Raw genomic sequence first — 15153 nt, 5'->3', positions numbered from 1 at the left:
GCGGGGGTGGGTAACGCGCTGACCCGGCTGCGGCGCCGGGGCAAGAAAAACGACGCCGCCGTCGCCCGGGCTGACGAGGCGCAGGAACCGGCCGAGACGGACGCATCGGAGGCATCGGAGGCCGCGACAGCGTCGGAGGCCCCGAACGACCCGGTGGACCCCGAATCCACCGAGGAGATAACGGCTCAAGGCGGCCCGCGCACCCGCTTCGGTAGCTGGCTGGGCCGGCCGATGACATCGTTTCACCTGATCATCGCGGTCGCCGCCCTGCTGACCACGCTCGGCCTGATCATGGTGCTGTCGGCCTCCGGCGTGCGCTCCTATGGCGCCGACGGATCGGCCTGGGTGATCTTCAGCAAGCAGGTGCTGTGGACGATCATCGGGCTGATCGCCTGCTATGCCTCGTTGCGGATGTCGGTGCGATTCATCCGGCGGCTGGCATTCGTCAGCTACGCGATCACCATCATCTTGCTGGTGCTGGTGTTGATTCCGGGGATCGGCAACCTGGCCAACGGCTCGCGGAAGTGGTTCGTGATCGCGGGCTTCTCGATGCAGCCTTCGGAGCTGGCCAAGATCGCCTTCGCGATCTGGGGCGCGCATCTGCTGGCGGCCCGGCGCATGGAGCGGGCCTCGCTGCGCGAGATGCTGATTCCGCTGGTGCCGGCCGCGGTCGTCGCGCTGGCGTTGATCGTGGCCCAGCCCGACCTCGGCCAGACGGTGTCGCTGGGCATCATCCTGCTGGCCCTGCTGTGGTACGCCGGGCTGCCGTTGAGCGTGTTCGTCAGCTCGCTGACCGCGGTTTTTGTTGCCGGCGCGATTCTGGCGATGTCCGCGGGCTATCGGTCAGACCGGGTGCGGTCATGGCTGGACCCCGAAAACGACCCGCAGGACACCGGTTATCAGGCCCGGCAGGCCAAGTTCGCGCTGGCCCACGGCGGCATCTTCGGCGACGGCCTCGGTCAGGGCGTCGCCAAGTGGAACTATCTGCCCAACGCGCACAATGACTTCATCTTCGCCATCATCGGGGAGGAACTCGGTCTCATCGGCGCGCTCGGCCTGCTGGGGCTCTTCGGGCTGTTCGCCTACACCGGCATGCGGATCGCGCGCCGGTCGGCCGACCCGTTCCTGCGGTTGCTGACCGCCACCACGACGATGTGGGTGCTGGGCCAGGCGTTCATCAACATCGGCTACGTGATCGGCGTGCTGCCGGTGACCGGGCTGCAGCTGCCGCTGATCTCCGCTGGTGGAACATCAACGGCCACAACGCTTTTCATGATAGGAATCATGGCCAATGCGGCTCGTCACGAACCCGAGGCCGTCGCCGCGCTGCGTGCCGGCGGCTACGACAAGATGAACCGGCTGCTGCGGCTGCCGCTGCCAGAGCCGTATGTGCCGAGCCGTCTCGAGACGTTCCGGGACCGCAAGGGACGCTCGCGCCCGGCCAAGGCGGCCAAGTCTCCGAAGAAGCCCGGTCAGCCCGCCCAGAAGGCCCCACGCAAGGTCTCCCGGAAGCCGGCCCGGCCCGCGCGAACGGCAATACCCCACGCAGTTGATCGCTCCCCCCGCCGATCAGGGCATCATGGATCTGGCCAGCGTTACGCCGGCCAGCGTCATGCACGGCGCGCTAGCGCACTGGAAGGTCAGCGTTACGGGTGAACGACTTGGTCAAGGAACCGGCCGGCGGGCTGGGCGTAAGCCCCCGGTCCGCCGGTGTGGCCTCGTCGTTCCTTGATCCTTTGTCGGTTGTGCTGGCCGGCGGCGGCACCGCCGGGCATGTGGAACCGGCGATGGCCGTCGCCGATGCTCTGGCCGCCCTGGACCCGCGAGTTCGCATCACCGCGCTGGGCACCTACCGCGGGCTGGAGACCAGGCTGGTGCCCGAGCGCGGATATCACCTCGAGCTGATCACGCCGGTCCCGCTGCCCCGAAAACCCGGCGGGGACCTGGCCCGGCTACCGCCCCGAGTGTGGCGTGCGGTCCGGGAAACCCGGGCGGTGCTCGACGTCGTCGACGCCGATGTCGTCGTCGGCTTCGGTGGGTATGTGGCCTTGCCGGCCTACCTCGCCGCCCGCGGGATCCCCGGTGTGCGGCGACGCATCCCCGTCGTGATTCACGAAGCCAACGCGCGCGCCGGGATAGCCAATCGTGTCGGTGCCCGCAGCGCCGACCGGATCCTGTCCGCGGTGCCGGATTCCGGACTGCGACGCGCCGAGGTGGTCGGGGTGCCGGTGCGCTCGACCATCACCGCGCTGGATCGTGCCGCGTTGCGATCCGAAGCCCGCACGCACTTCGGCTTCGCCGGCGACGCACGGGTGTTGCTGGTGTTCGGCGGCTCGCAGGGCGCGGTGTCGCTCAACCGGGCGGTTTCGGCGGCCGCCGCCGAACTGGCCACCGCGGGAGTGGCCGTGCTGCATGCCCACGGGCCCAAAAACACCCTCGACCTGCGCACGCCCGACCCGGGGGATCCGCCCTACGTGGCGGTGCCGTATCTGGACCGGATGGATCTCGCGTACGCCGCCGCGGACCTGGCGATCTGCCGCTCCGGCGCGATGACGGTCGCGGAGGTCTCGGCCGTCGGCCTGCCCGCGATCTACGTGCCGCTGCCGATCGGCAACGGTGAGCAGCGGCTCAACGCGCTGCCGGTGGTCAACGCCGGTGGTGGCATGGTGGTCGACGATGCCGACCTCACTCCGGCCTTGGTGGCCCGCGAGGTGGGCGGCCTGCTTAACGACCCGCAGCGGCTGGCGAACATGACGGCAGCCGCCGCCCAGGTGGGACACCCGGACGCCGCTCGCCACGTCGCCCAGGCCGCTTTGGACATTGCGGCGCGGAGACGAGCATGATCGACGGCCGGTTGCCACCCGAGCTGCAACGGGTGCACATGGTCGGCATCGGCGGAGCCGGAATGTCGGGCGTCGCCCGCATCCTGCTCGACCGGGGCGGGCTGGTGTCCGGGTCGGATGCCAAGGAATCGCGCGGTGTGCACGCGCTGCGCGCGCGCGGCGCAGAGATCCGGATCGGGCACGACGCGTCGTCGCTGGATCTGCTCCCCGGCGGCCCGACCGCCGTCGTCACCACGCATGCCGCCATCCCCAAGACCAACCCGGAGCTGGTCGAAGCACGCCGCCGCGGCATCCCGGTGATCCTGCGTCCGGCCGTGCTGGCCAGGCTGATGCAGGGGCGGACCACGTTGATGGTCAGCGGCACCCACGGCAAGACGACCACGACGTCGATGCTGATCGTCGCCCTGCAGCACTGCGGGCGTGACCCGTCCTTCGCGGTCGGCGGCGAGCTGGGGGAGGCCGGCACCAACGCCCACCATGGCAGCGGGGACTGCTTCGTTGCCGAGGCGGACGAAAGCGACGGCTCGCTGCTGGAGTACACGCCCGACGTCGCGGTGGTCACCAACATCGAGTCCGACCACCTCGACTTCTACGGCAGCGCCGAAGCGTATGTCGAGGTGTTCGACTCCTTCGTGGACCGGCTCGCGCCCGGAGGGGCGCTGGTGGTGTGCACCGACGACCCCGGAGCCGCCGGGCTGGCCGAGCGCAGCGCCGAGTTGGGCATCCGGGTCCTGCGTTATGGGTGTTCGGGAAAGGACCTGGCGGCGACCCTGGTGTCCTGGGAGCAATACGGCACCGAGGCGGTCGCGCACATCCAGCTGGCCACCGACCCGGACAGCCCGCCTGTGCGCGCGATGCGGCTGTCGGTGCCCGGACGGCACATGGCGCTCAACGCGTTGGGCGCGCTGCTGGCGGCGGTCGACGTCGGCGCTCAAGTCGACGACGTACTCGACGGGCTGGCCAGTTTCGAGGGTGTGCGTCGCCGGTTTGAATTGGTCGGGACCTCGGGCGTCGGCGAGGCCCCGAAGTCGCTGGTGCGGGTGTTCGACGACTACGCCCACCACCCCACGGAGATCAGCGCGACGCTGGCCGCCGTACGCAACATGCTCGAGCAGGACGGCGGCGGTCGGTCGCTGGTCGTGTTTCAGCCTCACTTGTATTCGCGCACAAAGGCTTTCGCCGCCGAGTTCGGCAGTGCGCTGGATGCCGCCGACGAGGTGTTCGTGCTGGACGTCTATGGTGCTCGCGAACAACCGCTTCCCGGTGTCAGCGGAGCCAGCATTGCCGAGCACGTCGGCGTGCCGGTGCGCTATCTCCCGGATTTCTCGGCGGCCGCCGAGCAGGTGGCCGCGGCCGCCGGTCCCGGTGACGTGATCGTCACGATGGGCGCCGGCGACGTGACGCTGCTGGGTCCGGAGATCCTGACCGCGCTGCGGGCGCGGGCCAACCACAGCGCCCCCGGTCGGCCCGGGGTGTTGTGGTGAGCGAGCCCAACGACGCCGGGCCCGACGTCGCCGACGACGCGGGGCCCGACCTCGCCGCCGCCACCACCGAGGCGAGCTCCGAGCAGCGGGAGGGTCAGGTCGCGGCGGACCACGCCGAACCCGAGGGGCCACGCCGGCGGGCCCGCCGGGAACGTGCCGAGCGTCGCGCCGCTCAGGCCCGCGCCATGGCGATCGAGGAGGCCCGCCGGGACGCCAAACGACGGGCCGGTGGGCGGATCGTCAACGAGCCCAAACCCGTTGCGCGGGGCGTAGTTCGGGGCTTGAAGATGCTGCTCGCGAGCGTGCTGTTGGTCGTCGTCGCGATCGGGCTTGGGCTGATCCTGTATTTCACGCCGGCGATGTCGGCCCGCAACATCGTCGTCACCGGCATCGGCGCGGTGACCCGCGAAGAGGTCCTCGACGCCGCGGGGATAAAGCCCGGGACGCCGCTGCTGCAGATCAACACCAGCCAGGTCGCCGACCGGGTGGCGGCCATCCGGCGGGTGGCCAGCGCACGAGTGCAGCGCCAGTACCCGTCGGCGCTGCGGATCACCATCGTCGAGCGAGTCCCGGTGGTAGTCAAGGACTTCCCGGACGGCCCGCACCTCTTTGACCACGACGGCGTCGACTTCGCGACGGCCCCGCCACCGCCGGACCTGCCGTACATCGACGTCGACGATCCGGGCCCGAACGACCCGGCGACGAAGGCGGTGCTGCAGGTTTTGCTGACGCTGCGGCCCGAGGTGCTAGCTCAGGTCGGTCGCATTGCGGCCCCCTCGGTGTCCTCCATCACCCTGACCCTCGGCGACGGGCGGGTCGTGGTGTGGGGGACTACCGAGCGTGCCGCGGAGAAGGCCGAAAAGCTGGCCGCGCTGTTGACCCAGCCGGGCAAGACCTACGACGTGTCCAGCCCCGATCTACCGACGGTCAAGTAAGTGGGCCGAGCGGCCAAACCGCGCTGCGGCGCGCTGCCGTGACACGCGACCCAGCGGCCTCCACGCCGGCATGACTCGCTGCGAGCAAATCGAAAATTGCGTGCAACGCGTCGGCGCGCCTGCGCGGTTAGCACCCGCCGTACCCATACGGTTCTGGTTACGCGGAACTACTTGACATAACTCTAACTCTATGGTTGAGGTTGAGGGTTTTGCAAGCAGACACACCGCCGGGAGAACCATCAGGGAGGAAGACGAATGATGACCCCCCCGCACAACTACTTGGCAGTCATCAAGGTCGTGGGTATAGGTGGCGGCGGCGTCAACGCCGTCAACCGGATGATCGAGCAGGGTCTCAAGGGTGTGGAGTTCATCGCGATCAACACCGATGCGCAGGCATTGTTGATGAGCGATGCCGACGTCAAGCTTGACGTCGGCCGGGAGTCCACCCGCGGGCTCGGCGCCGGCGCCGACCCTGATGTCGGGCGCAAAGCGGCCGAGGACGCCAAAGAAGAGATCGAGGAGCTGCTGCGCGGCGCGGACATGGTGTTCGTCACAGCCGGCGAGGGCGGCGGCACCGGCACCGGCGGGGCCCCCGTCGTCGCCAGCATCGCGCGCAAGTTGGGCGCGCTGACCGTCGGCGTGGTCACCCGGCCCTTCTCGTTCGAGGGCAAACGGCGCGGTAACCAGGCCGAAGCCGGCATTTCCGCGCTGCGGGAAAGTTGCGACACGCTCATCGTGATCCCCAACGACCGGCTGCTGCAGATGGGTGACGCCGCGGTTTCTCTGATGGACGCTTTCCGCAGCGCCGACGAGGTGCTGCTCAACGGTGTGCAGGGCATCACCGACCTGATCACCACGCCCGGGCTGATCAACGTCGACTTCGCCGACGTCAAAGGGATCATGTCCGGTGCCGGCACAGCGCTGATGGGCATCGGCTCGGCCCGGGGTGAAGGACGGTCGCTCAAGGCAGCCGAGATCGCGATCAACTCGCCGCTGCTGGAAGCCTCGATGGAGGGGGCGCAGGGCGTGCTGATGTCCATCGCGGGCGGCAGCGACCTGGGCCTGTTCGAGATCAACGAGGCGGCCTCGCTGGTGCAAGACGCGGCGCACCAGGATGCCAACATCATCTTCGGTACCGTCATCGACGATTCGCTGGGTGACGAGGTGCGGGTCACGGTGATTGCGGCGGGTTTTGAAGCCAGCGGTCCCGGCCGCAAGCCGCTGGTAGGCGGAGTTGAGACCGGCGGGGCGCATCGGATCGAGTCGGCGAAGGCCGGCAGGCTCTCCTCGACGTTGTTTGAGCCGGTCGACGCCGTGAGCGTGCCGGTGCACACCAACGGTGCGACGCTCAGCATCGGCGGCGATGACGACGACGTCGACGTGCCGCCCTTCATGCGCCGCTGAGGTGCCCGGTGACTGCGACACGTCGCATGCCTTAAGGATTCCGGATACTGGGCATGTGAGCGTGCGCGTCCGGCGGGTGACGACCACCCGGGCCGGAGGTGTGTCGCCGCCGCCGTTCGACACCTTCAACCTGGGCGATCACGTCGGTGACGACCCGGCGGCGGTGGCCGCCAACCGAGCCCGGCTGGCCGCGGCCATTGGCCTGCCCGGCGATCGGGTGGTGTGGATGAACCAGGTCCACGGCGATCGGGTCGAGGTGGTCGACGGACCGCGTGACGGTGCTTTCGACGACACCGACGCGGTGGTCACCCGAATGCCCCGACTGGCGCTTGCCGTCGTGACGGCCGATTGCGTGCCGGTCTTGATGGCCGACGCGCGCGCCGGCGTAGCCGCGGCCGTCCACGCCGGCCGCGTCGGCGCCCAGCGGGGTGTGGTGGCGCGCGCGGTGGAGGCGATGGTGGGCCTGGGTGCCCACGTCGGCGACATATCGGTGCTGCTGGGTCCTGCGGTCAGCGGCCGCAATTATGAAGTGCCCGCCGCCATGGCCGATGAGGTCGAAAAGACGCTGCCGGGCAGTCGCACCACCACCTCGCGCGGGACACCGGGCCTCGATCTTCGGGCCGGAATCGCTTGTCAGCTGCGCGGTTTGGGCATCACGTCGATCGACATCGATCCGCGCTGCACGGTGGCCGATCCGTCCTTGTTCAGCCACCGCCGGGATGCGCCGACCGGGCGGCTGGCGTCGCTGGTCTGGATGGAGTGACGGCCATGGCGGTTGGTCTGTCGGACCCGGGATCAAGCGGGAGTAACCGCGAATCGGAATTGACCCATGCGTTGGCGTCGCTGCGATCCAGGCTTGCGATGGCCGCCGAAGCCACCGGCCGCAATGTCAGCGAAATTGAACTTCTCCCCATTACCAAATTCTTTCCAGCAACCGACGTTGCGATTTTGTCGAGATTGGGTGTTAGGGCGGTTGGCGAATCGCGAGAGCAAGAAGCTTCGGCGAAAGTGACCGAACTCACTGCGCTTTTGACGGGGTCGGCGCACACGGACTCGCGGACCATGCACTGGCACATGGTGGGCCAGATCCAGCGAAAGAAGGCCCGATCGCTGGCGCGCTGGGCGCACACCGCGCACTCGGTCGACAGCCCGCAATTGGTGACCGCGTTGGATCGCGCGGTGACCACCGCCCTGGGCGAGGGCCGTCGGGAAGATCCGCTTCGGGTCTACATCCAGGTCAGCCTCGACGGCGACGTGTCGCGCGGTGGCGTTGACCTCACGGCGTCGGGCGCGGTCGACCGGGTGTGCGACCAGGTCGAGCAGTCGCAGAGCCTGGAACTGATCGGGTTAATGGGCATCCCCCCGTTGGATTGGGACCTCGATCAGGCGTTTGAGCGGCTGCGATTGGAGCACCGCAGGGTACTGAAATCGCACCCGAATGCGCTGGGATTGTCCGCGGGTATGTCGAACGACTTGGAAATTGCCGTCAAACATGGTTCGACGTGTGTGCGTGTCGGTACCGCGCTATTGGGCCCGCGCCGGTTACGGTCACCGTAATTAGTCACTGTAGTCACACCTTCATCACAGACAACAGAAATCCCAGGGGCTAGAAGGGGTCACACGCAATGAGCACACTGCACAAGGTCAAGGCCTACTTCGGGATGGCTCCGATGGAGGACTACGACGACGAGTACTACGACGACCGCGCCCCCTCCCGCGGTTTCCCTCGTCCTCGATTCGACGACGGGTATGGCCGCTACGAGGGTCGCGACTACGAGGATCCCCGTGGCGATCTTCGCGAGCCGGACTACCCGCCGCCCAGCAGCTATCGCGGCGGCTACGCGGATGAGCCGCCGCCCTTCCGGGGCCGCGAGTTCGACCGCCCCGAGATGGGACGCCCGCGCCTGGGGTCGTGGCTGCGCAGCGGCTCCACCCGCGGCGCGCTGGCGATGGACCCGCGCCGGATGGCGATGATGTTCGAGGAAGGCCACCCGCTGTCGAAGATCACCACGCTGCGGCCCAAGGACTACAGCGAGGCCCGCACCATCGGTGAACGGTTCCGGGACGGCACCCCGGTCATCATGGACCTGGTGTCGATGGACAACGCAGACGCCAAACGGCTGGTCGACTTCGCGGCCGGCCTGGCCTTCGCCCTGCGCGGCTCGTTCGACAAGGTTGCGACCAAGGTGTTTCTGCTGTCGCCCGCCGACGTCGACGTATCTCCCGAGGAACGCCGCCGGATAGCCGAAACCGGCTTCTACGCTTACCAATAACGCAAACGCTCACCGTCTAGCCCGGTTGTCACTAGGTGACCGCCGGGCTCGGCGCTTTCTGGGAGGACGTCACAAGATGTGGGCCGGCCCCCGGAGTCGGTAGGCTGGCTGCGAGATGTTGGCCGCGCGCTATGCGGGCTACCACAGGTTCATCGGTAAGGTCGGGGCTTCCAATTGCTGGTGCTGTTTCTTCACATCCTTGGTTTGGTGCTGTTCGTTTTCTGGCTCCTGTTGATCGCGCGGGTGGTCGTCGAGTTCATCCGCTCGTTCAGCCGTGACTGGCGTCCCACCGGCATCACCGTGGTGATCCTGGAGATCATCCTGTCGATCACAGATCCGCCGGTGAAACTGCTGCGTCGGCTGATCCCGCAACTGACCATTGGCGCGGTCCGCTTTGATCTGTCCATCATGGTGCTGTTGTTGGTTGCGTTTATCGGCATGCAACTGGCTCTGGGGGCCTCCGCCTGAGCGTCTGAAGATCATCGGCCACGGTTCGGCGACGGTTTTGATGCGGTCGGATTTCGGAGCTAAGGATTTCGATTTCATTTCCCTTAAAGTCTGAAATCGGTCCTTATTTATTGGTCTAATCGGCAACCGCCGAGTCTGGTGTGACAGGATGGACGGCAGTTGCACAACGGCTACCACTCCGTTCTACACTTTCCAGATCGTTTGACAGGAACTCGAGGGGAAAACAATGCCGCTTACACCAGCCGACGTCCATAATGTGGCGTTCAGTAAGCCGCCAATCGGCAAGCGGGGCTACAACGAAGACGAGGTCGACGCTTTTCTCGACCTGGTGGAGAACGAGCTGACGCGGCTCATCGAGGAGAACTCCGATCTGCGCCAGCGGATCAACGAGCTGGACCAGGAGTTGGCCGCGGGTGGCGGCGCCGGTGCAGGTGTCGCTGCCCAGCCGACCCAGGCCATGCCGGTCTTCGAACCCGAACCCGAACCTGTCAAGCCTCCACCCGCACCCGTCGCCCAGGCACCCGTCGCCTCGGCCGGCACCACCGAGGAGCAGGCCTTGAAGGCCGCTCGCGTGCTGGGTCTGGCCCAGGACACCGCCGACCGGCTGACCAGCACAGCGAAGGCCGAGTCGGACAAGATGCTCGCCGATGCCCGCGCCAACGCCGAGCAGATCATCAGCGAAGCCCGGCACACCGCTGAGACCACGGTCACCGACGCCCGGCAGCGTGCTGACGCCATGCTGGCCGACGCGTCGACCCGGTCCGAAAGCCAGTTGCGCCAGGCGCAGGAGAAGGCGGACGCCCTGCAGGCGGACGCCGAACGCAAGCATTCCGAGATCATGGGAACCATCAACCAGCAGCGCACGGTGCTGGAAGGCCGCCTCGAGCAGCTGCGCACGTTCGAACGTGAGTACCGCACCCGGCTCAAGACGTACCTGGAATCCCAGCTCGAGGAGCTCGGTCAGCGGGGATCGGCGGCCCCGGTCGACTCCAGCGCGGACGCCGGCGGGTTCGACCAGTTCAATCGGGGTAACAACTAGTCCAGCGGCGCGCCGAACTCCACGGCTGACACGCAGTGGTAGGTTTGGCAGTCGCCGTCGGCTGGAGGATGCGCAATGCTGATCATCGCCCTGGTGTTAGCCGTTATCGGGCTCGTCGCGTTGGTGTTCGCCGTGGTTACCAGCAACGAGTTGGTGGCCTGGGTGTGCATCGGTGCCAGTGTCCTGGGCGTGGTGCTGTTGATCATCGACGCGGTACGCGAACGGCAGCGACGTGATGCGGGCGACGAAGACGAAGAAGACGAAGACGAAGACGAAGATGAGGCAGCCGGGGACGACGAGGACGAGGACGCCGTCGACTACCCGGAGGAAGCGCCCAACGAGGACGAGTCGGACGATACCGTCACCGACGAATCCGCAGAGCCGGCGGAGTCGACCGTACCCGCCGATAAGAGCGGCGAAGAGAACGCCAAATAGCGTCAGACGGTCGGTGTGGCCAATAGGTCGCGCACCTCGTCGTCGCTGACCTGGCGAAAATCGGCATACACCTCTCCGACGGCATCGAAGACGATTGGGCTACTGACGCTCACCACGTCCTCGGCCTCCCGCGCGAGCTCGCGGCACGCTGACGGCGGCGCGACGGGAACCGCGACGACGATCGATTTCGGGCCTTCTGCCCGCAGCGCCCGGACCGCAGCCAGCATGCTGGCACCGGTGGCGACCCCGTCATCGACCAGGATCACCGTCTTGCCGCGTGCGTTGGCCGGGGGGCGGCCACCCCGGTATGCGTGCTCGCGTCGGCGGAGTTCGACCGTCTCGCTCTCGATCACCTCGCGCACCTGCTGGTCGGTGATGTGCAGGCTGGAAACCACGCTGTCGTTCATCACGAGCCCACCGCCGCTGGCCAGTGCGCCCATGGCCAGTTCGCTCCACCGCGGCACCCCGAGTTTGCGCACCAGGAACACGTCCAGCGGGGCGTGCAGTGCCGACGCGACCTCCCAGCCCACGGGCACGCCCCCCCGCGCCAGCCCCAGCACGAGCAAATCGTTCGCGTCGCGGTATGCCGCGAGTTGCCCCGCCAGGACGCGGCCCGCCTCGCGGCGGTCGTGGAAGGTGCGCATTGCGGTGCGCCTTAGAAAGCCACTCGGTGGGTTCATGGTTGTCTCGCTCAGCCTACGACGCGGGGCCGGCACGTTAACAACATCTTTCACGCTGCTTTACAACTTCGGTGCCGTGGCCAAGATCGTCGGCGACACACCAGGCAAATTGTGCCCGAGGGGGACTCGGCCACCTACGACACGGGTTGAGATTTTTCAGCTGAGTCGTTGACCAGCGATCTCACGGCTGGTGAAGGGATGTCCGGATACCTGGTGGTGACCTCGAATGGTTCGACCAGGTGCCGACGTGGTGATGCCGGGTGTCGTTAATTCCTTTGATTCCACCACGCGTTGATCCGGGTAGCTACGAACTTGAGTTGTCGCCGTTTCGTTTCTGACAACCGGCGCGCGATCGTCTCACCCATGATCGCCACGGCGACGACGAACCGCGGGACGTTTCCTGTAGCAGGGACCATCGCGAGCACCCATGGCGGCACGGTCTCGCCGCCGGCGACAGCATGTGAGCGATCCTTAACGGCGCGGACCGGCTATCGCACCGCACCGGTACCGTCCATGATTCGCACCGGTAGCGGTTTACCCAGCGGCTCCGGATCGCGCGTGCGCGTCAAGAAGTCGCGGCTCTCTATTACGCGGTCGAATCGTTCCCCAACCGCCGCGCGGTAGCGCGAGTCGATCACGACAAGTGGTGGATTGGCTAGTCGGGAGAGCAGTTCCTAAATACCCTCACACCGGTAGTTGATCGGCGTGTACGGCACGGCTGCACGCGCCGAGGCGAAGGCCAGAAGCGGTTGTAAGACCCCGCCAACACCGACATACGCAACGTGCTGGGCACCCGAACCAGTGATAATTGCCGCCGCGGGATCGGAGAGGTCGCTCAATTCGGCGGCAGTGAGCCGAACGCCGTCGCTCACGACGGCGATCCTGTCGGGATCACTCGTCGCTGCCATCTCGAGCAGCCGCGAAATGCTCACCGGGGAAATCCTTCCAGCTCCTGGTCTAAGCCATCTTGACCCCGAATGCACCAACAACCATGGCGTTCGCCGCAAATCAGGTTTCCGCCTAGGAAGCGGTCTGTGACAGCGGCAATGACCTTTACGACCGCGGGAGCGCAAGCACTTGCTCGCTCAAGATGTTTTTCATCACCTCGGTGGTGCCCGCGGCGATCGTGCTCGAGCGGCTGAAGAGCAGAGCATCTGTGGCGGCCGGTGCAAGCCCGCTGGCGGCTGCAGCGCCGCGGAGGTCGAAAATTAGCTCTGCATACTGTTGATCTACCTGACTCCAACTGAGCTTCACCAACGACTGTGCCGGACCCACAGTGCCCGCGCCGATCTCTGCGATCGATCGTTCGGCGAGTAACCCAAGTACTTCGGATTCGACGTAGAGACGCAATAGGTCGTCACGGCGATAGGCGGGGACGGTGCGCATGTGCTGTCCTGTCACGTTTCGCACCTGTGCACGGGTTCGCATCGCCAGCATCATCGCCGCGGCGCGCTCATGGGCCAGGGTGCTCATCGCGGCTCGCCACCCGTCGTCGAGCGGACCGAGCAGCGCCGTCCGAGGCAACGACACGCTGTCGAAAAACAATTCGGCGAACTCCGCGCCTCCATTCAGTTGCATGATCGGCGCCACCGTCACACCAGGAACGTCCAACGGCACAAGAAACAGCGACAAACCGCGGGGGGATCGACCATTGCTGTCTACCGGAGTCGTACGAGCCAAGACCAAGCACTGGTCGCCTTCGGCGCCGTGCGATGTCCACACCTTCTGGCCGTCGAGGACGAAGCCATCGGAGCCAACGCTCGCGCGGGTGCGGAGGCTGGCGAGGTCGCTGCCGGCGCCGGGTTCGCTGAACCCTTGGCAGAACAGCAGTTCGGCGCTTCGGATGCCAGGCAGATACTGTTTCTGTTCAGGCGATCCCAAATGCATGATCGCGGCCGCGACCGTGTTGACACCAATGAATCCGGCGATCTGTGGTGCTCCGGACTCACTGAGCGCGGCTTCGCACGCAACGTGGGTCGCCAGGTTCAGTGCGCGACCGCCATATTCGGCTGGCCAATCGAGGCCCACCCACCCGCCGATGTCGAGTTGGCGCTGCCAGGCGCGGCTCGCCGCGAAGTCGGTGCGCTCACCGTATTCGGCGCGGAACCGCGGCAGGTGCGTGTCGAGAAAGTCGAGTAGCTCGTTGACGATCGACTGATCGTGACCGCTCACCGGCGAGGCTCTTTCGGCAACCCCAACACCCGTTCGGCGATGATGTTGCGCTGTACCTCGGACGTGCCGCCACCGATGAGCAGACCGAATGATTCGAAATAGTCGTAGATGTCGGTCTCGCCGGCCAGTACTGCGAACTTGCGGATTCGGTGGTTTAGCTCAGTGGCGATCAGTTTCAGGGCGCTGCTGGCCGGTCCCGGTTCCTCGCCGTGCTTCTGCTCGGACACGCTTTTATAGAGCAGCGCGCGAGCGACGTTCACGTCGTCGGCCAGCTCAACCAGCTGCTGCCGTAACACGATGTCGTCGGCGTACGTCTCGGCAAGCTCAACGACCACCCGTTGCAGACCGATGACCGTGGCCGCGAACGCGGTGCTTCGCTCGAACAACAGCGTCGTTGTCGCGACTTTCCACCCCTGCCCGAGTTCCCCGAGGACATTTTTTAACGGAATACGCGCGTCGTCGAAGAAGACTTCACAGAATTCCGGTCGACCGGTGATGGCGGTGATCGGGCGGATGGTGATGCCAGGCGTGCGCATATCCGCAATCACGTAGGTCAGGCCGCCATACCGGTCGGAGGGGTCTGTGCGCACCAGCAGTTCGCACATGTCGGCGTGCTGAGCGCGGGTGTTCCACCGCTTCTGGCCGTTCACGACCAGATAGCCATCGTCGATGATGGCGCGGGTGGTGATTGACGCCAGATCCGAACCGGCACCAGGCTCGGAGAAGCACTGTGCGAACAGCAGATCACCGGTGAGAATGCCCGGCAACCAGCGACGGCGCTGCTCTTCGGTGCCTTCGGCGATGATCGTGGGGCCCGCGTGGGACAAGCCGACAAAGAATGGCTCACCGCCAAGTCCACCGGCGCGCTGATGCTCCTCGTGAAAAATCAGTTGCCGCAGCGGCGATGCACCTTGGCCGCCGTACTCAGTCGGCCAGGCTATCCCTGCTAAACCGGCCTGGGCCAGGCGCTTCTGCCACTGACGCTGGGCGGCAACGTAATCGACGCCCACATCGTCGCCCACGGAGATAGACGCGGGAAGTTCAGGGCCGGGGTTCGATGCGAACCACTCACGAAGTTGCACGCGAAACTCAGTGTCGCTCACCGCTATCGGTGCGGGCAATGGATCCGTCGCCATGGTCACAGTTCCTGAACGAGCTTCGCAACCTCGTCACGGTTGACCTTGCCGGTCTCATGGCGCGGAATTGCGTCTACGAACACGACGCGGCGGGGAAGTTCGTAGGCGGCCAGGCAGGCCCGGAGGGCTTGCCGGATCGCCTCGCCGTCACCCGTGGCGCCGCGGTGCAGCACAACAGCAGCGACTGGAACCTCACCCAATCGTTCATCGGGTATGCCCGCAACTGCAGAATCGGCAATCTCCGGCAAGTCGTTGAGGGCCGCCTCCACCTGCGCGGGATAGAT

General features: G+C 66.5%; 15 protein-coding genes and 1 pseudogene. 11 read left to right on the top strand and 5 right to left on the bottom strand.

Annotation, left to right across the window (positions count from 1 at the left end):
* The first annotated feature begins 6 nt into the window (after positions 1 to 6).
* The 11 genes from ftsW to JO236_RS07415 all read left to right on the top strand — a co-directional run bounded on the left by ftsW (position 7) and on the right by JO236_RS07415 (position 10881).
* On the top strand, positions 7 to 1656 hold the full coding sequence (ftsW, locus tag JO236_RS07465; RefSeq protein ID WP_293326816.1) for a putative lipid II flippase FtsW: 1650 nt from the start codon (positions 7 to 9) through the stop codon (positions 1654 to 1656).
* Positions 1653 to 2843 (top strand): undecaprenyldiphospho-muramoylpentapeptide beta-N-acetylglucosaminyltransferase, encoded by a 1191-nt coding sequence (gene murG, locus JO236_RS07460; RefSeq protein WP_293326814.1) that lies wholly within the window; start codon positions 1653 to 1655, stop codon positions 2841 to 2843. Before ftsW ends, murG begins: the two co-directional genes overlap by 4 nt.
* The gene (gene murC / locus JO236_RS07455; RefSeq protein WP_293326812.1) at positions 2840 to 4327 is read left to right on the top strand and encodes a UDP-N-acetylmuramate--L-alanine ligase; all 1488 of its coding nucleotides are present in this window, start codon (positions 2840 to 2842) and stop codon (positions 4325 to 4327) included. The genes murG and murC overlap by 4 nt, the downstream gene beginning before the upstream one ends.
* The gene (locus JO236_RS07450; protein WP_416362185.1) at positions 4321 to 5262 is read left to right on the top strand and encodes a cell division protein FtsQ/DivIB; all 942 of its coding nucleotides are present in this window, start codon (positions 4321 to 4323) and stop codon (positions 5260 to 5262) included. Before murC ends, JO236_RS07450 begins: the two co-directional genes overlap by 7 nt.
* A 258-nt stretch (positions 5263 to 5520) precedes the next feature.
* Positions 5521 to 6666, top strand: coding sequence for a cell division protein FtsZ (gene ftsZ, locus JO236_RS07445; protein WP_293326808.1), 1146 nt, complete (start codon positions 5521 to 5523; stop codon positions 6664 to 6666).
* A 55-nt stretch (positions 6667 to 6721) separates the two neighbouring features.
* Entirely contained in the window at positions 6722 to 7429 is a 708-nt protein-coding gene (gene pgeF / locus JO236_RS07440) for a peptidoglycan editing factor PgeF (RefSeq protein WP_293326806.1), read from the top strand.
* A 5-nt stretch (positions 7430 to 7434) separates the two neighbouring features.
* The gene (locus JO236_RS07435) at positions 7435 to 8223 is read left to right on the top strand and encodes a YggS family pyridoxal phosphate-dependent enzyme (RefSeq protein ID WP_293326804.1); all 789 of its coding nucleotides are present in this window, start codon (positions 7435 to 7437) and stop codon (positions 8221 to 8223) included.
* A 68-nt stretch (positions 8224 to 8291) separates the two neighbouring features.
* Positions 8292 to 8939, top strand: a complete 648-nt coding sequence (locus JO236_RS07430; protein ID WP_293326801.1) for a cell division protein SepF — start codon at positions 8292 to 8294, stop codon at positions 8937 to 8939.
* A 177-nt stretch (positions 8940 to 9116) separates the two neighbouring features.
* Positions 9117 to 9407: a YggT family protein gene (locus tag JO236_RS07425; RefSeq protein ID WP_293326882.1), complete on the top strand. Its 291-nt coding sequence runs from the start codon at positions 9117 to 9119 to the stop codon at positions 9405 to 9407.
* Positions 9408 to 9633: 226 nt separating this feature from the next.
* The gene (locus JO236_RS07420; RefSeq protein ID WP_293326799.1) at positions 9634 to 10446 is read left to right on the top strand and encodes a DivIVA domain-containing protein; all 813 of its coding nucleotides are present in this window, start codon (positions 9634 to 9636) and stop codon (positions 10444 to 10446) included.
* Positions 10447 to 10521: 75 nt separating this feature from the next.
* Positions 10522 to 10881, top strand: coding sequence for a hypothetical protein (locus JO236_RS07415; protein WP_293326796.1), 360 nt, complete (start codon positions 10522 to 10524; stop codon positions 10879 to 10881).
* 2 nt (positions 10882 to 10883) lie between these two features.
* Here the strand turns inward: JO236_RS07415 and JO236_RS07410 are convergent.
* The 5 genes and pseudogenes from JO236_RS07410 to JO236_RS07390 all read right to left on the bottom strand — a co-directional run.
* Positions 10884 to 11561 (bottom strand): annotated as a pseudogene (locus tag JO236_RS07410) (phosphoribosyltransferase); the annotation flags it as partial.
* Between the two features lie 674 nt (positions 11562 to 12235).
* The gene (locus JO236_RS07405) at positions 12236 to 12493 is read right to left on the bottom strand and encodes a hypothetical protein (RefSeq protein WP_416362184.1); all 258 of its coding nucleotides are present in this window, start codon (positions 12491 to 12493) and stop codon (positions 12236 to 12238) included.
* A gap of 121 nt (positions 12494 to 12614) precedes the next feature.
* Positions 12615 to 13733, bottom strand: coding sequence for an acyl-CoA dehydrogenase family protein (locus JO236_RS07400; protein WP_293326794.1), 1119 nt, complete (start codon positions 13731 to 13733; stop codon positions 12615 to 12617).
* On the bottom strand, positions 13730 to 14755 hold the full coding sequence (locus tag JO236_RS07395) for an acyl-CoA dehydrogenase family protein (protein ID WP_293326791.1): 1026 nt from the start codon (positions 14753 to 14755) through the stop codon (positions 13730 to 13732). The genes JO236_RS07400 and JO236_RS07395 overlap by 4 nt, the downstream gene beginning before the upstream one ends.
* A 116-nt stretch (positions 14756 to 14871) precedes the next feature.
* Positions 14872 to 15153 (bottom strand): AMP-binding enzyme (locus JO236_RS07390; RefSeq protein ID WP_416362183.1); only part of this gene is annotated, 282 nt, incomplete at its 5' end.

It is taken from the genome of Mycobacterium sp. (genome assembly GCF_019247635.1).
Classification (GTDB): Bacteria; Actinomycetota; Actinomycetes; order Mycobacteriales; family Mycobacteriaceae; genus Mycobacterium.
This window is presented reverse-complemented; position numbering and strand designations above follow the sequence as displayed.